The organism is Pseudomonas paraversuta, assembly GCF_904067025.1.
Classification (GTDB): Bacteria; Pseudomonadota; Gammaproteobacteria; order Pseudomonadales; family Pseudomonadaceae; genus Aquipseudomonas; species Aquipseudomonas paraversuta.
Window position 1 is genome coordinate 3891416 of record NZ_CAJFDA010000001.1, and the last position, 17633, is coordinate 3909048.

Here is a 17633-nt window from a genome sequence, read left to right on the forward strand (position 1 = left end):
ATACCAAACTCACCAGTCCAGTAATAAACGAGAATGTCTGACAATCCTTTACCCCCCAATGCACTCGGGCGTCCCAAGGACATGGCAAAACGCCAGGCGATCCTTGACGCGGCGAAAACCCTGTTTCTGACCAAGGGCTATGCCAGCACCAGCATGGACGCGGTCGCAGGCCTGGCGGGCGTGTCAAAACTCACCGTCTACAGCCATTTCACCGACAAAGAGACGCTCTTTTCTTCGGCGATCATGGCCAAGTGCACAGATCAGTTGCCGGAATTGTTTTTTGAATTGCCTGGCGGCGCACCGGTCGAGGCGGTGCTGCTGAACATTGCCCGGGGTTTCCACAGCCTGATAAACAGCCAGGAGTCACTCAACCTGCATCGGCTGATGATGACCCAAGGCAGCCAGGACCCTAAGTTGTCGCAAATTTTCTTTGAGGCGGGGCCGGAGCGAGTGGTGCTGGAGATGGAGCGTCTGCTGGGAAAAATCCACCGCACCGGTGAATTGCAGATTGATCAGCCGCACTACGCAGCGGAGCACTTCTTTTGCATGCTCAAGGGCTCACCCAATTTTCGCCTGCTCTATGGCTGCGGCGAGCCGCTGGACGATGCGGGCGCCGAGGCGCACGTGCAGGAAGTGGTGGGGGTTTTCATGCGCGCGTATCGCCCGCTCTGATCACACCGCCCCTGTAGGCGCGAGCTTGTCTCGCGATCTCTTGCGCTTGAAAGATCGTGAGCAAGTTCGCTCCTGCTGGAAGATCGGGGTCAGGGCTTTAGCGCTTTCTTCGGATAAATATCGTAACGGCTCGACTTGCCGTCCAGCGCATGGCTCGGCTTGGGCCCGGCAATGCACGGTGCCTTGCGCGGGCGCTTGACCACTACCCGGTGGCTGGCCAGCGCCAACGCCGCTTCAAGCAGGGCCGGAGCATCATTGTCATCACCCACCAATGGCCGGAACAGGCGCATTTCCTTCTTCACCAAGGCTGTTTTCTCACGGTGCGGAAACATAGGGTCGAGGTAGATGACTTGCGGCGGCTCGCCTTCCCAGTTGCGCATCACCTCAATCGAGTTGCCCTTGAGCAAGTGCATGCGTGACACGATCGGCGCCACCTCAAAGTCGTCCAGGCCGCGGGCCAGGCCATCTTCAAGTAGCGCTCCGATCAGCGGCTGACGTTCGATCAGGCTCATTTCACAACCCAGGCTCGCCAGCACGAACGCGTCTTTGCCCAAACCCGCCGTGGCGTCCAGTACCCGCGGACGCACGCCCTGCTGTACGCCGACCGCCTTGGCAATCATCTGCCCCGTACCGCCACCAAACAAACGTCGATGGGCCGCCCCTCCCTCTACAAAGTCGACCCGCACCGGGCCCGGGGCGTCCGGCCCCAGTTGTTGCAGCTGCAACCCCTGCGCGCCCACTTGCAAGGCGAACTCAGCCTCGGGCTCGGCCAGAGGCAGACCCAGACGTTCAGCCCATTGCCCGGCCAGGGCCTGATAGGCCTCGCCCAATGCTTCGACTTTGATACGACAGCCTGCTGCTTGCTCACTCATCTAAAAACACGCTCAAAAATTTAATGATCGGCAAAGGCTGCCGATAAATGAAATATCCGGCATTTTGCCAGAGCCGGGCGTCGACCGAGAGCTATGTCAGACATTCATTGCACATCCATCGGCTTTATCGCCCCAATTGGCGACTTTGGCCGGCACAATTCGCAGATCACGGGTAGCGTCAACCACCTGTGGAAGGACTTTTACGCCCAGGCATTGGCCGAACAATGCGCGACGTCAGAGTTCCCTGCGATTGAAGCAACCCCGCAGGCCGTGGAGGAGCAGGTTGAGCCCCGGGGTGGCAGCGACCTGCTGGGCAATATCGTGACCCAGCGACATTGCCAGGTGCTGGACACCGAACTGCAGCCCCCTGAAGCGTTGTTTTTACCGATTGCCGAGTTCGATCCGGATTTGCTGCCACCGCCCGCCACACCCTTTGCCGCAGAACAAGTGAGTGCACAGCAGCATCAACAGGACTTCGAAACCACCTGGGTACGCCCGAGGGTTATGGCTTTCGGCCATCCGCTGCCTGATCCGGGCCCGGGGCCTGAACCACGGCCGTTGCATCTGCCGATTGCCGAGTTTGAAATGGACTTGCTCGACAAGCCTGCCGAGCCGTTCGACCCCCTGACCCTGATCGAGCAACAACGCGCCATGGACTTCGATCTTGGCTGGGCCAGACCATTGGTCATCAACAATATGCGCCTGGCGGCTTAAAGCAGTCCCAGTTGTTCTGTCGCCTGGGGTTGGTGCAACTCGGGTAATGCGGGCAACCCCGGTAACCTTTCGCTCAACTGTTGATGAAAGCGCCGCGCCAGTTCCGGAGCGCGGTGATTGTCCGGCGTATGAAGAAACACGTAAGGCGTGCGCCCTTCCTCGATCCAGCCCGCGACTTTGTCAATCCAGGGCACTAAATACGGGTCGTTGGCTTGCAGCTCCGGCCGGCCAATAAAACGCACTTGCGGGAATTGAGTGAAGGCTGCCGGACGGGGCGGCACCCTGGGCTTTTTCGCCTGGGCGTGGAGCACCGCCGGATCGGTCGAAGTGCAGCTGAACAGCGCCCGCGGATCCAGGCAAATACGCTCAACCCCGCGATCTTTGAGCAAGCGATTGAGCAAGCGTTCGCTATCCCCTTTGGCGAAGAACTCAGGGTGGCGCACTTCCACCGCTAACGGGCGCTCCAGAGCGTCCATGAAGCTCGCCAGCTCTGCCAGACGCTGAGGCCCGAAGCTGGCCGGCAGTTGTAGCCAAAGTGGCGCTACGCGCGCCCCAAGAGGTCGCAACAACTGCAGGAAATCTTCGGCCGCATGATTTTGTTCACGCAGATCACCGCCGTGGCTGATATCCCTGGGGAACTTGGCAGTAAAGCGAAAATGTCCGGGCAGGCTTTGTGCCCAGCGCTCGACAGTGGCTGGCGCGGGACGGGCATAGAAAGTGGTATTGCCTTCGACAGCGTTGAAGACCTGAGCGTACAGGCCCAGAAATTCCGCTGGCCGGGCATTCTGCGGGTACAGCCCTTCGCGCCAGGCGCTTTCGCTCCAGGACGGGCAACCCAGGTAGTAAGGAAGATCTTTCATGGGCTCAAATGTACAGGTCCAGCACCTGCTCTTCTATTTCCCAATCGACGAAGCCGGCAGTCGTCAAATAGCTGGCCAGGGCGCTGGCCGCACTTTTGCTCATGGAGCGCTGGAAGATCATGTCTTGAGAACGGACGGGGAACGAGTTGATACGCTCACCGGAGGGTGGCGTGCGAGCAGTTTGGGGGGCGCTTTCAAACGTGGTTTCGCTGTCCTCCACCGACTCATCAACCAGCGCCTGATCTTTACGCTGCTTGCGCTTGACGGGGTAGGACCGGGAGGAAAAGCCGTCTATGCGCATGGCTGCTTGCTCGGTAGCGATAAAGGCAATTTAGCGACGTTGGGCCAAGTAAGCAAATCCCCGCCGCCCTGCCTGATAAACCGCGTTGCCTGTATCGCTGGCAAGCCAGCGCCTACAGAGAATGGGCTGTGCTGCCTGTCCCGATCAACGCTCTGCTTTTGGAGTGGCTACCTTGTCACGCAGGTACACCGGCTGCGCCAGGTCGGCGGCGATGGCTTCACCGCGCTCCCAGGCAAAGCGGGCCAGGGTCAGCAGGTCTTCAGCATGGGGCAACATGCCCGCATCCATCGCGTAGGGTTTGACGTTCAAACGCTCGGCATAACCCCAGCCGGTCCCCGCGCCAAACCAGTCACCGCCGGCACCGGCAGGCAAGGCGGCCACTTCCGGTGGCAATACGGCTTCAGCACCCTCCAGACGCATTTCACCCGCCTGCTCGCGGTAGCAACCCCAATACACTTCGTCCATGCGCGCATCAATGGCCGACGCCACCTGGGTCGCGCCATGCTCGCGATGGGCACGCTGGGCCAATACCGCCAGGTTGGAGATCGGCAACACCGGGCGCTCCAGGGCAAAGGCCAGACCTTGCACCACGCCAATGGCAATCCGCACCCCGGTAAAGGCTCCCGGCCCGCGCCCGAAAGCAATGGCTTCGACGGCTGACAGTTCAACCCCGGCCTCAGCCAGCAGGTCTTTAATCATCGGCAACAACTTTTGCGCATGCAGGCGCGGGATCACCTCGTAGTGGCTCGTGACCTTGCCATCATGCAGCAAGGCAACAGAGCAAGCTTCAGTCGCGGTATCCAGGGCCAGCAAGGTGCTCATCGGTGTTCCCGTCAGAATTGAGAATTGAAAAAAGTGCAGCAGTATAAACAACAACAGCCCGCAAGCGGGCTGTTGTATCAGAGCAATTCGACGATCAGCTCAGCGCTTCAAGTACCTTGCCGGTGATGGCTTCAACCGAGCCTACACCTTCGATGTGGCTGTACTTCGGCTTGCCTTGAGTCTCAGCCAGGTTCTGGTAGAAGGCTACCAGCGGCTTGGTTTGCGAATGGTAAACCGACAGGCGATGACGAACTGTTTCTTCAGTGTCGTCCTTGCGCTGGATCAGCTCTTCGCCAGTTACGTCGTCCTTGCCTTCAACCTTTGGCGGGTTGTAGATGGTGTGGTAAACCCGGCCAGAGGCTTCGTGAACACGACGACCGGCAATGCGCTGAACGATTTCTTCATCGTCAACCGCGATTTCAATCACGTGATCCAGCTCGACGCCGTTTTTAACCAGTGCTTCGGCTTGCGGAATGGTGCGCGGGAAACCGTCGAACAGGAAACCGTTTTTGCAGTCTTGCTGGCTGATACGCTCTTTAACCAGATTGATGATCAGGTCATCAGATACCAGACCACCGCTGTCCATCACGCTTTTAGCGATCAGGCCCAGTTCGGTGCCGGCCTTTACCGCTGCACGCAACATGTCGCCGGTGGAGATTTGCGGGATGCCAAATTTTTCAGTGATGAACTTTGCCTGAGTACCTTTACCGGCCCCGGGAGCTCCCAGCAGAATTACGCGCATCGATATGCTCCTCAAATTTTTATTTAAATGACAACAGACTCGCCTCTTTGGGCCAATCTCAAAATCGGGTTATGGCCGTCAAAACGGCCAAGGGCTGATCAAGATACACAGCAGGCCCGGCCCACACAAGCAGGCCAAACCAGGAATAATCTCTAGCAAACGCGCACTTGCGGCCAGGTGTCGCAGCTCGCAACCCCGCAATAAAGTGTTGTTCGAGCCCGGGGATCCGCAGCAAATCTTCAGCGCTCCCGGGCCCGTTGCACGACAACCCGTCTTGCTTTTGGCTTAACCGGTGTTACGCAAGCCGGCAGCAATCCCGGCCACAGTTACCAGCAACGCTTGTTCCAGAGGGCTGTCCTGGGCCGCTTGCTGGCGCCTTGAACGGGCCAGAAGTTCTGCCTGCAATAGATGAAGGGGATCCAGGTAGGTGTTGCGCAAACGGATGAACTCCAGAGTGTCCGGGCTGTGCGCCATCAATTGCGATTGACCGGTCAAACCTAGCACCACCGAACACGCCTGCGACAATAAGTCGCGCAAATGCGCACCCAATGGCAGTAGTTCCTGATCTACCAGACGCTCGTCATAGAGCCGTGCGATGTCGGCATCGGCCTTGGCCAGGACCATTTCCAGCATGTCGATACGGGTCCGAAAGAACGGCCACTGCTCGCGCATTTGTGCCAGCTGTTCGCCCTCCCCCCGTTCCAGCGCCCGGCTCAATGCGGTCTCCCAACCCAGCCATGCGGGCAACATCAGACGGGTCTGGGTCCAGCCAAAAATCCACGGAATGGCACGCAGGCTTTCAATCCCCCCTGCCCGGCGCTTGGCCGGACGACTGCCCAGCGGCAAGCGGCCCAGCTCCTGCTCGGGGGTGGACTGGCGGAAGTATTCGACGAACTGCGGATTGTCCCGCACCACTGCGCGGTAAGCCTCGACCCCATCGCCAGCCAGCTCGTCCATCAGCACCCGCCAGCCCGGCTCGGGCAACGGCGGCGGCAGTAAAGTGGCTTCCAGCACTGCGGCCAGATAGAGGTTGAGATTTTGCTCGGCGATGTCCGGCAAACCGAACTTGAAGCGAATCATTTCGCCCTGCTCGGTGGTGCGGAATCGCCCCGCCACAGAGCCCGGCGGCTGCGACAGAATCGCCGCATGGGCAGGACCGCCGCCACGGCCCACGGTGCCACCGCGACCATGGAACAACAACAGTTCAACCTCTTGCTCGCGGCAGATATTGACCAGTTTTTCCTGGGCCCGATATTGCGCCCAGGCCGCTGCGGTGGTGCCCGCATCCTTGGCCGAATCGGAATAACCGATCATCACTTCCTGCGGGCCATGCAGGCGTGCGCGGTACCCCGGCAACAGCAGCAGGCGTTCGATCACCGGCCCTGCATTGTCGAGGTCGGCCAGGGTTTCGAACAACGGCACCACGCGCATCGGGCGCTCCAGCCCAGCTTCTTTAAGCAGCAGTTGCACCGCCAGCACGTCAGAGGCAGCCCCCGCCATCGAGATTACATAGGAGCCCAGCGAAGCCTGCGGTGCTGCAGCCACTTCGCGACAGGTGGCCAGCACTTCGGCAGTGTCGGCCCCGGGTTTGAAGTAACCCGGCAACAGCGGTCGACGGTTGGCCAGTTCGCGGTTGAGGAAGGTCAGACGTGCATCTTCGTCCCAGTCTTCATAGCGGCCCAGGCCCAGATAATCGGTGATTTCAGTCATAGCCGAGGCGTGGCGGGCCGCATCCTGGCGTACATCGAGGCGCACCAGAAACAAGCCAAACGTCACCGCACGACGCAGGCAATCAAGTAGCGGCCCGTCGGCAATTACCCCCATGCCGCAGGCATGCAACGACTGGTAGCACAGTTGCAACGGTGCCAGCAGATCGCGGTTGTCCTGCAACACCCCGTCCGGTGCAGGCTGGGCGCTGCTCAAGGCGTTATGCGCCCAGTTGCGGGTCGCCCGCAGCCGCTCACGCAACTGCTTGAGGACCGCGCGATACGGTTCGGCGCCATCCCCGGCTACCGCCAGCAGTTCGGCAGTGGCTTGCTGCATCGACAGATCGGCGGCCAGTTTGTCGATATCACGCAGGTACAGGTCAGCCGCCATCCAGCGCGCCAGCAACAGCACTTCGCGAGTCACACTGGCGGTGACATTGGGGTTGCCGTCACGGTCGCCGCCCATCCAGGAAGCAAAACGCACAGGCGCCGCTTCCAAAGGCAAATGCAGGCCAGTGGCCGCGTGCAGCGCCTGATCGGCGTTGCGCAGCATATGCGGCACGGCTTGCCACAAGGAGTGCTCAATGACCGCGAAGCCCCACTTGGCCTCGTCCACCGGGGTGGGTCGGGTACGGCGGATTTCTTCGGTGTGCCAGGCCTCGGCTATCAAGCGTTGCAGACGCTGCTCGATCCGGGACTTTTCGGCCTGGGTCAGGTCGCGATGGTCCTGGGCTGCGAGTTGTTCGGCAATGGCATCGTACTTCTGGATCAGGGTACGGCGCGTGACTTCAGTGGGATGGGCCGTGAGCACCAGCTCGATGTCGAGACGGCCGATTTGCCGCGCCAGGGTGTCAGGGTCATGCCCTTCGTCCAGCAGCCGGGTCAGCAAGGTGGGCAGCACCAGCGACTCGAACGGTTGCGGCTGGCCTTCTTCGCGACGGTGAATCAGCTGGTATTGCTCGGCGATGTTCGCCAGGTTCAGAAACTGGTTGAACGCCCGCGCAACGGGGAGAACTTCATCGTCACCCAGGGCATCCAGAATGGCACTCAGCTCCTCGCCCGTGGTGCCGCGCCGGTCATCCTTGGCCCCTTGGCGGATACGCTCGATCTTGGCGAGAAATGCTTCGCCGTACTGGTCACGAATGGTATTTCCCAACAGTTCACCCAGCAGGTGAACATCATCGCGCAAGCGTGCATCAATATCGGTCATCAGCAATTTCTCCAGCAGATTCCGGGGACCAGCTCCTGCCCAAGAGTGCGTTGCGAGGACTGCTTTTGACAAGAGATCCCGCGCCAAAGCCTGCAAAAAACGCCTGACCAAACGGTCAGAATTTTTTAGGCAATGCGCCACCATTTAATTTGAACTATTCAAAAATCGTTCGGGTCACAGCCAATAACCATCACCTCTTGCACCTGTGTTCCAACACTCCCGTGTGACGCCTTAGTCGTGATGGAACTTGATTTTTATAAGGAGCTTCCCAATGGAGTCGAAGACCATGATGACCCGCACTGTCAAAACCAACTCGCCTCGCCTGCGCGGGCTAAAACTGGCCGCGCTGGCACTCGGTGCCAGCTTCGTTCTGGCCGGTTGCGCTGGCAATCCTCCGTCGGAGCAGTACGCAGTGACCCAGGCAGCGGTCAACAACGCCGTAAGCGCTGGTGGCACTGAATACGCTCCGGTAGAAATGAAGTCGGCACAGGACAAGCTCAAGCAGGCCGAGATGGCCATGCATGACAAGAACTACAAAGACGCCCGTCGTCTGTCTGAACAAGCGGAATGGGATGCCCGCGTAGCAGAGCGCAAAGCCCAGGCCGCAAAAGCCGAGAAGGCCGTACAGGATGCTCAGAAAGCCGTCCAGGAACTGCGTCAGGAAGGTATGCGCAGCGTTCAATAAGCGCTGCCCCTTTTTGCCTCTGGCCCAGACACAGCATTCCTAATCGATATAAAGGACAAACATTATGCGTAATCAAGTACTGATCCCCGCCCTGCTGGCTCTAAGCGTTGGCCTGGCTGCATGCTCCCACCAGCCGAACGTCAACCTGGAAAATGCCCAGACCAATTTCTCGGCCCTGCAGGCCAACCCGCAAGCCACCAAGGTAGCCGCGCTGGAAACCAAGGATGCCAGCGAATGGCTGGACAAGGCGCAAAAGGCCTACATGGACAAAGAGGATGACAGCAAAGTGGACCAGCTGGCCTACCTGACCAACCAGCGGGTTGAAGTGGCCAAGCAGACCATCGCGTTGCGTACTGCTGAAAACCAGTTGAACAACTCCGCAGCGGCCCGTTCTCAAGCACTGCTGGACGCCCGTGATGCGCAGATCAAGCAACTGCAAGGCATGAACGCCAAGCAGACCGAACGCGGCACTCTGGTGACCTTCGGTGACGTGCTGTTTGATTTCGACAAGGCAAGCCTCAAGCCCAACAGCCGTGACAGCATTACCACACTGTCCAACTACCTGATCAAAAACCCGGACCGCAAGGTGATTGTTGAAGGTTATACCGACAGCAAGGGTTCGGCTTCGTACAACCAGAACCTGTCTGAACGTCGTGCCAACGCCGTCAAGGCGGCGCTGGTGCGTGCCGGGGTAGATCCTACGCGCATCGTCGCCCAGGGCTACGGCAAGGAATATCCGGTGGCTGACAACAACAGCAACTCGGGCCGTGCCCAGAACCGCCGGGTTGAAGTGACCATCTCCAACGACAACCAGCCGGTAGCTCCGCGCTCGTCGATGAAGTAAGTCTGTAAGCGCGCAATAAAAAGCCCCGCCTGAGCAATCAGGCGGGGCTTTTTTGTGAGCAACTGCAATCCTGCAGGCGCGGGCTGTTCCTGCGTTCGCTCTTAGGGTTGCGGGGCCTTCTGGACCAGACAGTGCACCGCTTGTTTCTTGTTGTTGACCAGCACCCCGGTCAGACCTTTTTGCTCGGTGTCGAACAGTACGACGATGCCATCGATGCACTGCGCCACCTGATTGGCCGGCGTCAGGGACACCTTGTAGTCCTCCCCGGGGATAGTCTTGAGCATGGTGAAGTCGCTGAGCAGCAGTGCGTCTTCTGGTTTGGCAAAGTGCAGGTAACCGTAGTACCACAGGGCTCCCACGGTGCCGATGATGGTGCAAATACCGGTAATGATCAGGGGGATGGCGTTGCGTTCTTCACTCATTGCGGGCTCTCTGCAGCATTAATCGAATCGGGTGAGGCGGGGTAATTGGGGATTTCGCCCAAGCGCCGTACGCCATTGAAGTGTTGCGGGTCATCCAGGTAACGCAGCATCACTTGACGCCAGGTCGGGTCGGCAAACGTCTGTACATGGCCGCCGCGCGTCAGTTGCAACACCTTGGGCGGGGGCGCAGCTTGATACAGTCGCAGACCATTGGAAAGCGGCACGATCGGGTCGTCCATGCTGTGGAAGATCAGCATCGGTACCCCGCCCATTTCCGGCATGGCATACACGGCGCTGTCTGCGTCGGGCACCAGCCATGACAAAGGGACTTGCAGGGGCCAGGTCAGCCACGAAGTGCTCAAGGCAAATTGCCCCACTTCACGATAGCTGGCCGGTACGCCATCGAGCACCATGGCCTTGATCCGGGCCCGCTGCTCAGGGTGCCGGCTCAGGTAATGCACACCCATCGCCCCGCCCAGGCTTTGCCCCAGCACGATCAGTGGCTGATCCCGGGTTTCGGGTTGTTGCTGCAACCACTCGAAAGCGGCGTCGATGTCCTGATAGATCGCAGGCAAACCGGGCTCGCCCGCGGACAGGCCGTAGCCACGATAATCGAGCATCAACACCTGATAACCCTGCTCGGGCATCCAGGCAGTGGCGCCCAGGTGATAGGCCAAGTTGCCGCCATTTCCATGCAGATGCAGCACCGTCCCCTTTAGCGGCACCCCGGCTTTGGCGGGCAGCCACCAGCCATGCAGGCGCGTGCCATCGGCGGCGGTGAGGGTTACATCACGATATTTCAAACCCGCGGCAGTTGGCGTAATCGGCTGGCCGGGTTCGGGGTAGAACAGCAATGAGCTGCATCCGCTGAGGGTCAACAGCAGGCAGAGGGCAGCCAGGATTTTCATCTAACAAGTCACCATTTGTAGTCGCTGCCCAAGGCTGCGATGAGGTCCGTGCGTATGGTTTTCAGAGTAACGGATTGCTTCGCACTCCTTCGCAGCCTGGGTCAGCGACTACCGGCTGTTCAAGGGTTACAGAATGTTGGAGTAATCCGCTTCAATCCGGTCCAGGCTCAGATGGTTGAGGAAGTTGGAGAAGCACATCCAGGCCGCCAGTGCGTTCATGTCACGGAACTGTTCGGGCAGGTACTTGGGCGCTACCACCAGGCCTTCATCCACCAGTTGGCGCAGGGTTCGCATGTCTTCCAGGGTGGTCTTGCCACAGAATAACAACGGTACTTGCTCCAGCTTGCCTTTACGCACGGCCAGCTGAATGTAGTTGTAAACCATGATGAAGCCCTTGAGGTAGGACAAGTCTTTGGTAAATGGCAGGCCATTTGGCACCGAGCCGCGAAAAACCCGACTGGCATTGCCATAGCTTTGCGACATTTCAAAGCCTTGCTCACGGAAGAACTCGTAAACCTGCATGAAGTCGGCGCCCTCTTCCACCATATGGATAGCGCGGGTGCGATTGGTCAGTTTGCGCAGGCGGCTCGGGTAGGAGGCAAAGGTGATGATTTCCATCAAGATCGCCAGGCCTTCCTGGGTCACCGTCGAGGATGGCGGGCCTTTGGCGAGGAAGGTGCATATCGGCTGGTTCTGCCCGTTGAGTGTAGTGCCCACATGCACCAGCCCCTCATGCACCTCCAGCGCCCGCACGTCGCGCTCGTTGAACATCGCGTCGGCGCGAATCTTGATGTAATCCGCCCCCGCCGCAGCGTCCGCAACAATACCGTCGGACTCAAATACCCGGATCGTTTCCTCGGCCTCGCCAAACACCTTGTTCAAGCGACTTTGCAGCAGGCCCACGGCATCTTTGGCGGTCAGGGTCTTGGCTTCGTCCTTGAGGTCGCCGCGCCCGTCGATGTTGTCCAGGTAATCGGACATCATCAGCCCCAGATCGGCCAGCGTCGGGTCGCCGGCATGGAAGGCGTCGGACGCAGCCCCGTACAGTTCCTGGGAAATCAGCCCGAAGTCTTCAGTGCCACGGGCTTCGAGCATGCGCACCACCATGCGGTACTCTTTGCACATGCGGCGCATGATCTGCCCGACCGGGTTGAATTGCCCCAGCTGGCGGGTGATATCGCGCTCGATGTTCTGGAACTCCAGCTTTACCGCCCCGGAATCAAAGGACAGCGGCCGCCCCAGGTAATAGTCGCGATTGACCGCCGGCATTTCCTTGCCCTTGGCCTTGAAGAAACCCTGACGGATGCTGTCGTCCCACTTCACCGCATCCAGTACGCGGATCGGTGTTTGCGCCAGTACGATACGGTCTGACAATGTGCGAATCGTGCGCTGGTAGTCGTCCACCCGGTGCTCCTTGAATGGGCTGAATGTTGGGTTACTTGACCACACGTTGATAGCGGGCAGCTTCCACGAATACGTCGGAGTTGGCCGGATCATCCAGGTAGGCAAAGACCTTGGCCGACGGGCTGTTGATCAATGCGCCGGGGCCCTCGGCAGTTTCGATGGCGTCACCGCTCAACGCCGACTGGCCAATGGCCTGTTTGATCTGGTCCAGATCAAGATCGTAGACCACCAGTTCATTGCTGTCGGTCAGTTCAAAACCGCTCAGTGTGTAGTGGCCACCCAGCTTTGCCGGCAGCGCGGCCGATGCGTACCAGCGGCTGCCATGACGAGCGACGATGAACCTGTAGCGTTCCTGGGCCTTGGGCTCACCCGCGGGGTAGACCACTGCCTGATAGTGTTGTTTGTCGATGGCGCTGATCAACAGGTTGCGCGCCTGCCCCCAGGCATCCTTGCTGACCCATTTTCCCAGCAGCTGCCGGGGCGCTGTCTCGGCCACCAGCGGTGCCTCGTTAAAGGTCACCAGACAACCGTTCAACATTAAAAACGACAGTGCCATAAGCATTACGCGCCAAGCTTTCATGCCTGCATCCTTCTATAGAGCGGCCAGTACCAAGTGCATGTAACGCGTGAGAGTAGCGAGTCGGCCAGCATCGGCCTCTGGCTGCGCACCGTTAAGCAGGTCCTGATATTCCATCCGACCGATTATCGCCGTCAAGACATTGGCGTCCTGCTGCGGTTGTTTCGAGCCCAGTACCTGTAATATCTGGCACGTACCCTGCCATAAAATCTGTTGATGAGCCCTGACCAGAACCGCCAGGCGCGGGTTGAGCAACGCCGCCTGGAGGAAAGCCTGTTCCGCCATGAGGTGCTCGCGACGGGTAAGCAACTGGTGCTGGATATAGTGGGCGGCCATGCGGGCGATTTCATCGGCCAGTTGCGCGCGCGATTGCGGGCTGCCATCGCCATAGGCCACCAGTTCACGCAGTTGGCCTTCAGTGCTCAGCCACAGCTTGGCCATAAAGGCTGCGCTGCGTTCGACATATTGGGCGAAGGTGTCATTAAGCAGGTCATCGATGTCTTTGAAGTAATAGGTGGTCGCCGACAACGGCACCCCTGCTTCAGCCGCAACCGCCCGGTGCCGCACGCCACGCACGCCGTCACGCACAACAATGCGCATGGCCGCATCGAGAATCTGCTGGCGGCGCTGCTCACTGCCGTGGCGACTGGCCTTGCGCCCTTGATACTGAACACTTTCGGCTACCGCCGTAGCGACATGCGCCGCCCCTTCTTGAGCCCTGGCTAGGTTCACGAAAGACTCCTTGTGTTGAAGACAATGGTGCCACTGACGAGACTGGATGGCTGTGGAGGCCGGTTTGCCGGCGATTACATCAACTAAACACCATGTTCCCTGCATCGCTGGCAAGCCAGCTCCCAGAATCGGCGCATCACCGGGTGTCAGGCAATAAAAAGCCGCCTCAGTCGGCGGCTTTTTATTTTCTAGCGTTACGCCTGTGGCCGCATGTGCGGGAACAGGATGACATCGCGAATCGACGGTGAGTTGGTCAACAGCATCACCAGACGGTCAATGCCGATACCTTCACCGGCAGTCGGCGGCATGCCGTATTCCAGTGCGCGTACGAAGTCGGCGTCGTAGTGCATGGCTTCGTCATCGCCCGCGTCCTTGTCAGCTACCTGGGCCATGAAGCGCTCGGCCTGGTCTTCTGCATCGTTGAGCTCGGAGTAAGCGTTGGCGATTTCACGGCCACCGATAAACAGTTCAAAACGGTCAGTCACGTTCGGGTTGTCGTCGTTACGACGGGCCAGCGGCGACACTTCGAACGGGTACTGGGTAATGAAGTGCGGCTGTTCCAGCTTGTGCTCGACCAGCTCTTCGAAAATCATTACCTGCAGCTTGCCCAGACCTTCAAAGCCCAGCACCTTGGCCCCGGCTTTCTTGGCAATGGCGCGAGCCTTGTCGATGTCGTTCAGGTCATCGGCGGTCAGCTCGGGGTTGTACTTGAGAATCGAGTCGAACACCGACAGACGCACGAACGGCTCGCCGAAGTGGAACACCTTGTCGCCGTACGGCACGTCGGTAGTCCCGAGAACCAGCTGAGCCAGTTCACGGAACAGCTCTTCGGTCAGGTCCATGTTGTCTTCGTAATCGGCGTAAGCCTGGTAGAACTCCAGCATGGTGAATTCTGGGTTGTGACGAGTCGAGACACCTTCGTTACGGAAGTTGCGGTTGATCTCGAACACTTTTTCAAAACCGCCAACCACCAGACGCTTGAGGAACAGTTCAGGCGCGATGCGCAGGAACATGTCCATGTCCAGAGCGTTGTGATGGGTCTCGAACGGCTTGGCCGCTGCACCACCCGGGATGGTTTGCAGCATCGGCGTTTCCACTTCAAGGAAGTCGCGCTGCATCAGGAAGCTGCGAATGTGCGCAATCACCTGGGAACGCACACGGAAGGTGTGGCGCACTTCTTCGTTGACGATCAGGTCAACGTAACGCTGGCGGTAGCGCTGCTCGGTGTCGGTCAGACCGTGGTGCTTGTCCGGCAGCGGGCGCAGGGATTTGGTCAGCAGGCGCACATTGGTCATTTCAACGTACAGGTCGCCTTTGCCGGAACGGGCCAGGGTGCCTTCGGCGGCAATGATGTCGCCCAGGTCCCAGGTCTTCACGGCGGCCAGGGTTTCTTCCGGCAGGGTCTTGCGGTTGACGTAGACCTGGATGCGCCCGGTCATGTCCTGGATCACCATGAACGAGCCACGGTTAAGCATGATGCGACCGGCAACCTTGACCGGAATACCGGCTTCAGCCAGCTCTTCCTTGGTCTTGTCGGCGTACTTCTTCTGCAGATCGGCGCAGTAGTTGTCGCGACGGAAGTCATTCGGGAAGGCATTGCCCTTGGCGCGCTCGGCTGCAAGTTTTTCCTTGCGCAGGGCGATCAGGGTATTTTCTTCCTGTTGCAGGTCTTGCGGGTCGAGTTGTTGGTCGCTCATGTCTTAAAAAATTCCATCACAGGTTCGTTGCCCCCGCCTTGCGACAGGGGGAAGCGGGCTTTGGCGCGCCTTGAAGGCATCGCACCGGCTGCGCACTTTACGTGTTGTTGCGCGACTTACAGCCCTTGTTTCAGGCTGGCAATCAGGTATTCGTCGATATCGCCGTCGAGTACCTTGTCGCAATCGCTGCGCTCGATGTTGGTACGCAAATCCTTGATCCGCGAGGCGTCGAGTACGTACGAGCGGATCTGGTGTCCCCAGCCGATATCCGACTTGGTATCTTCCAGGGCCTGGGAGGCAGCATTACGCTTCTGCACTTCCTGCTCGTAAAGACGCGCCCGCAACATTTTCATCGCGGTGTCTTTGTTCGCATGCTGGGATCGTTCGTTCTGGCAGCACACCACGGTGTTGCTCGGAACGTGGGTAATACGAACGGCCGAGTCGGTGGTGTTTACGTGCTGACCACCGGCACCGGAGGAACGATAGGTATCGATCCGCAGGTCTGACGGGTTGATGTCGATTTCGATGTTGTCGTCGATTTCCGGCGATACGAATACGGCCGAGAACGAGGTATGACGACGGTTGCCCGAATCGTAGGGGCTTTTACGGACCAGACGATGGACGCCAATCTCGGTGCGCAACCAACCAAATGCGTATTCGCCCTTGATGTGTACAGTTGCGCCTTTGATCCCGGCCACTTCACCGGCAGACAGTTCCATGATGGTGGCATCGAAGCCGCGCTTGTCGGCCCAGCGCAAATACATCCGCAACAGGATATTGGCCCAGTCTTGCGCTTCGGTACCGCCAGAGCCTGCCTGAATGTCCAGGTAAGCGTTGTTGGCGTCCATCTCACCACTGAACATGCGGCGGAATTCGAGTTTTTCAAGGGCTTCGCGCAGACGCTCGACTTCTGCGGCAACGTCATCGACAGCGGCCTGATCTTCTTCCTCGGCGGACATCAGCAGCAAGTCTTTGGCATCGGCCAGACCTGTGTGCATCTCATCGAGGGTTTCAACGATCTGCGCCAGCAGGGAGCGCTCGCGCCCCAGCTCCTGGGCGTACGAAGGGTTGTTCCAGACACTCGGATCTTCAAGCTCGCGATTGACTTCGGTCAGACGCTCATGCTTTTGATCGTAGTCAAAGATACCCCCGAATAGTTTCGGAGCGCTCTGACAGGTCCTTGATGCTGTTAAGGATCGGGTTGATTTCCATGGCTGGCGGCACTCGTAGGCGATTTTTACAAAGCCGGGGAGTATACCGGAAACAGCCCGTATCAGCAGCCCGTCTGGCGGGGTTAAGGCTCGATGAATTCAGCTCTGGATCATCTGTAGTCGCTGTCGGGCTGCGACGAGGCCGCGGGGGGCCTCAAGGAAACGGGTTGCTACGCAACCCTTGGCAGCCTGCGGCAGCGGCTACGAGATTCCTACCTGGTTACGACCGTTGTTCTTGGCCAGGTACAGCCCTTTGTCCGCTGCGGAAATCAGCTCACGGCAGGTGCCGCCCTGCTGCGGGGTAAGGGTCGCCAGACCAATGCTGATGGTCAGGCTGCTGCCGGGAGCAGGCGATATATGCGGGATTTTTAGCCCCTGCACCGCCTGGCGCAGTTTTTCCGCCACCAGCCGGGCACCGCCCTGGGAGGTGTTGGGCAACACAATGGCAAACTCTTCACCCCCATAGCGGGCCGGCAAGTCGGAAGGACGGCTACTGGCATCGCGAATGGCCGCGGCCACTTTGCGCAATGCTTCGTCGCCATCCAGATGACCGAAGCTATCGTTATAGGACTTGAAATAGTCGACGTCGATCATCAACAAGGACAGCTGGGTCTGCTCACGCAAGGCGCGGCGCCACTCCAGCTCCAGGTATTCATCGAAATGCCGGCGATTGGACAGCCCGGTCAGGCCGTCGGAGTTCATCAGCCGCTGCAATACCAGATTGGTATCCAGCAATTGCTGCTGACTGACCCGCAACGCCCGGTATGCAGCATCACGTTGCAACAACGTCATGTAAGAGCGCGAGTGGTAGCGAATACGGGCCACCAGCTCAATGTTATCGGGCAGTTTCACCAGATAGTCATTGGCCCCGGCCGCGAAGGCCGCACTTTTGATCAACGGGTCTTCTTTGGTGGAAAGCACGATAATCGGGATATTCTGCGTGGCCGGGTGGTTGCGGTATTCGCGCACCAGGGTCAAGCCATCAAGCCCCGGCATGACCAGATCCTGCAGGATCACCGTCGGCTTGATGCGGATCGCCTGGGCAATGGCCTGATGGGGATCGGCACAGAAATGGAAATCTATGTTCTGCTCCAGCGCCAGCCCGCGACGTACGGCTTCGCCGATCATCGCCTGATCGTCTACCAACAACACCATGGCTGAGTTTTCGTCAGTTTTAACGTCGTCCAACTGCAAGTCACTCATGCGCGTTCACCTGAATTACCACCTTCAAGCCAGTCCAGCGGGGTTTTACCA

The 17633-nt window shown here is 59.1% G+C and carries 18 protein-coding genes; 4 read left to right on the top strand and 14 right to left on the bottom strand.

Going from position 1 to position 17633, the window contains the following annotated elements:
• Positions 1-33: 33 nt before the first annotated feature.
• Positions 34-672 carry a TetR/AcrR family transcriptional regulator gene (locus JQ848_RS17665; RefSeq protein ID WP_037001390.1) on the top strand — a complete coding sequence of 213 codons (639 nt, stop codon included), beginning with the start codon at positions 34-36 and terminating at the stop codon, positions 670-672.
• Positions 673-761: 89 nt separating this feature from the next.
• Here JQ848_RS17665 and JQ848_RS17670 read toward each other — a convergent pair whose 3' ends face one another.
• Complete coding sequence (locus tag JQ848_RS17670; protein ID WP_003440357.1) at positions 762-1544, bottom strand: class I SAM-dependent methyltransferase; 783 nt, start codon at positions 1542-1544, stop codon at positions 762-764.
• A gap of 93 nt (positions 1545-1637) precedes the next feature.
• Here JQ848_RS17670 and JQ848_RS17675 point away from each other — a divergent pair, with 93 nt between their 5' ends.
• Positions 1638-2258, top strand: a complete 621-nt coding sequence (locus tag JQ848_RS17675) for an energy transducer TonB (protein WP_202210988.1) — start codon at positions 1638-1640, stop codon at positions 2256-2258.
• On the opposite strand, the gene JQ848_RS17680 is transcribed toward JQ848_RS17675, so the two are convergent.
• The 5 genes from JQ848_RS17680 to ppc all read right to left on the bottom strand — a co-directional run bounded on the left by JQ848_RS17680 (position 2255) and on the right by ppc (position 7899).
• Positions 2255-3118: a DUF72 domain-containing protein gene (locus JQ848_RS17680; protein WP_003440353.1), complete on the bottom strand. Its 864-nt coding sequence runs from the start codon at positions 3116-3118 to the stop codon at positions 2255-2257. The genes JQ848_RS17675 and JQ848_RS17680 overlap by 4 nt on opposite strands.
• A gap of 4 nt (positions 3119-3122) precedes the next feature.
• On the bottom strand, positions 3123-3419 hold the full coding sequence (locus tag JQ848_RS17685; RefSeq protein ID WP_003440351.1) for a hypothetical protein: 297 nt from the start codon (positions 3417-3419) through the stop codon (positions 3123-3125).
• A 144-nt stretch (positions 3420-3563) separates the two neighbouring features.
• Positions 3564-4241 carry a tRNA (adenosine(37)-N6)-threonylcarbamoyltransferase complex dimerization subunit type 1 TsaB gene (gene tsaB, locus JQ848_RS17690; protein WP_010655973.1) on the bottom strand — a complete coding sequence of 226 codons (678 nt, stop codon included), beginning with the start codon at positions 4239-4241 and terminating at the stop codon, positions 3564-3566.
• 94 nt (positions 4242-4335) lie between these two features.
• Entirely contained in the window at positions 4336-4983 is a 648-nt protein-coding gene (gene adk, locus JQ848_RS17695) for an adenylate kinase (RefSeq protein WP_003440349.1), read from the bottom strand.
• Between the two features lie 285 nt (positions 4984-5268).
• The gene (ppc, locus tag JQ848_RS17700) at positions 5269-7899 is read right to left on the bottom strand and encodes a phosphoenolpyruvate carboxylase (protein ID WP_010655974.1); all 2631 of its coding nucleotides are present in this window, start codon (positions 7897-7899) and stop codon (positions 5269-5271) included.
• A gap of 271 nt (positions 7900-8170) precedes the next feature.
• On the opposite strand from ppc, the gene JQ848_RS17705 reads away from it, so the two are divergent.
• Together JQ848_RS17705 and JQ848_RS17710 are read left to right on the top strand one after the other, a co-directional pair.
• Positions 8171-8584, top strand: coding sequence for a DUF4398 domain-containing protein (locus JQ848_RS17705; RefSeq protein ID WP_003440344.1), 414 nt, complete (start codon positions 8171-8173; stop codon positions 8582-8584).
• 64 nt (positions 8585-8648) lie between these two features.
• Positions 8649-9428: a lipotoxin F family OmpA-related protein LptF gene (locus tag JQ848_RS17710; protein ID WP_003440342.1), complete on the top strand. Its 780-nt coding sequence runs from the start codon at positions 8649-8651 to the stop codon at positions 9426-9428.
• Positions 9429-9529: 101 nt separating this feature from the next.
• On the opposite strand, the gene JQ848_RS17715 is transcribed toward JQ848_RS17710, so the two are convergent.
• The 8 genes from JQ848_RS17715 to JQ848_RS17750 all read right to left on the bottom strand — a co-directional run bounded on the left by JQ848_RS17715 (position 9530) and on the right by JQ848_RS17750 (position 17582).
• The gene (locus tag JQ848_RS17715; RefSeq protein ID WP_010655975.1) at positions 9530-9850 is read right to left on the bottom strand and encodes a hypothetical protein; all 321 of its coding nucleotides are present in this window, start codon (positions 9848-9850) and stop codon (positions 9530-9532) included.
• A complete protein-coding gene (locus tag JQ848_RS17720) occupies positions 9847-10758 on the bottom strand; it encodes an alpha/beta hydrolase (RefSeq protein ID WP_127196019.1) in 912 nt (303 codons plus the stop codon). The genes JQ848_RS17715 and JQ848_RS17720 overlap by 4 nt, the downstream gene beginning before the upstream one ends.
• A 126-nt stretch (positions 10759-10884) precedes the next feature.
• Positions 10885-12162 carry a flavohemoglobin expression-modulating QEGLA motif protein gene (locus JQ848_RS17725; RefSeq protein WP_003440336.1) on the bottom strand — a complete coding sequence of 426 codons (1278 nt, stop codon included), beginning with the start codon at positions 12160-12162 and terminating at the stop codon, positions 10885-10887.
• 31 nt (positions 12163-12193) lie between these two features.
• On the bottom strand, positions 12194-12742 hold the full coding sequence (locus JQ848_RS17730; protein ID WP_003440333.1) for a hypothetical protein: 549 nt from the start codon (positions 12740-12742) through the stop codon (positions 12194-12196).
• 12 nt (positions 12743-12754) lie between these two features.
• Positions 12755-13471 (bottom strand): TetR/AcrR family transcriptional regulator, encoded by a 717-nt coding sequence (locus JQ848_RS17735; protein ID WP_003440331.1) that lies wholly within the window; start codon positions 13469-13471, stop codon positions 12755-12757.
• A gap of 194 nt (positions 13472-13665) precedes the next feature.
• On the bottom strand, positions 13666-15168 hold the full coding sequence (gene lysS / locus JQ848_RS17740) for a lysine--tRNA ligase (protein ID WP_003440329.1): 1503 nt from the start codon (positions 15166-15168) through the stop codon (positions 13666-13668).
• 116 nt (positions 15169-15284) lie between these two features.
• Positions 15285-16380 (bottom strand): peptide chain release factor 2 gene (gene prfB, locus JQ848_RS17745; protein ID WP_100917176.1). Its coding sequence is split into 2 segments (ribosomal slippage): positions 15285-16307 and positions 16309-16380, totalling 1095 coding nucleotides; the frame shifts between segments, so codons are not numbered across the junction.
• 200 nt (positions 16381-16580) lie between these two features.
• Positions 16581-17582, bottom strand: a complete 1002-nt coding sequence (locus JQ848_RS17750) for a response regulator (protein ID WP_127196020.1) — start codon at positions 17580-17582, stop codon at positions 16581-16583.
• Positions 17583-17633: the final 51 nt, after the last annotated feature.

Bases quoted from the DNA above. Each gene is read 5' to 3' on its own strand.
- JQ848_RS17730 (WP_003440333.1), bottom strand. From the start codon at position 12,742: ATGAAAGCTTGGCGCGTAATGCTTATGGCACTGTCGTTTTTAATGTTG.
- JQ848_RS17710 (WP_003440342.1), top strand. From the start codon at position 8,649: ATGCGTAATCAAGTACTGATCCCCGCCCTGCTGGCTCTAAGCGTTGGC.
- JQ848_RS17680 (WP_003440353.1), bottom strand. From the start codon at position 3,118: ATGAAAGATCTTCCTTACTACCTGGGTTGCCCGTCCTGGAGCGAAAGC.
- JQ848_RS17720 (WP_127196019.1), bottom strand. From the start codon at position 10,758: ATGAAAATCCTGGCTGCCCTCTGCCTGCTGTTGACCCTCAGCGGATGC.
- JQ848_RS17685 (WP_003440351.1), bottom strand. From the start codon at position 3,419: ATGCGCATAGACGGCTTTTCCTCCCGGTCCTACCCCGTCAAGCGCAAG.
- JQ848_RS17750 (WP_127196020.1), bottom strand. From the start codon at position 17,582: ATGAGTGACTTGCAGTTGGACGACGTTAAAACTGACGAAAACTCAGCC.
- adk (WP_003440349.1), bottom strand. From the start codon at position 4,983: ATGCGCGTAATTCTGCTGGGAGCTCCCGGGGCCGGTAAAGGTACTCAG.
- tsaB (WP_010655973.1), bottom strand. From the start codon at position 4,241: ATGAGCACCTTGCTGGCCCTGGATACCGCGACTGAAGCTTGCTCTGTT.
- lysS (WP_003440329.1), bottom strand. From the start codon at position 15,168: ATGAGCGACCAACAACTCGACCCGCAAGACCTGCAACAGGAAGAAAAT.
- JQ848_RS17705 (WP_003440344.1), top strand. From the start codon at position 8,171: ATGGAGTCGAAGACCATGATGACCCGCACTGTCAAAACCAACTCGCCT.
- ppc (WP_010655974.1), bottom strand. From the start codon at position 7,899: ATGACCGATATTGATGCACGCTTGCGCGATGATGTTCACCTGCTGGGT.
- JQ848_RS17675 (WP_202210988.1), top strand. From the start codon at position 1,638: ATGTCAGACATTCATTGCACATCCATCGGCTTTATCGCCCCAATTGGC.
- JQ848_RS17670 (WP_003440357.1), bottom strand. From the start codon at position 1,544: ATGAGTGAGCAAGCAGCAGGCTGTCGTATCAAAGTCGAAGCATTGGGC.
- JQ848_RS17715 (WP_010655975.1), bottom strand. From the start codon at position 9,850: ATGAGTGAAGAACGCAACGCCATCCCCCTGATCATTACCGGTATTTGC.
- JQ848_RS17665 (WP_037001390.1), top strand. From the start codon at position 34: ATGTCTGACAATCCTTTACCCCCCAATGCACTCGGGCGTCCCAAGGAC.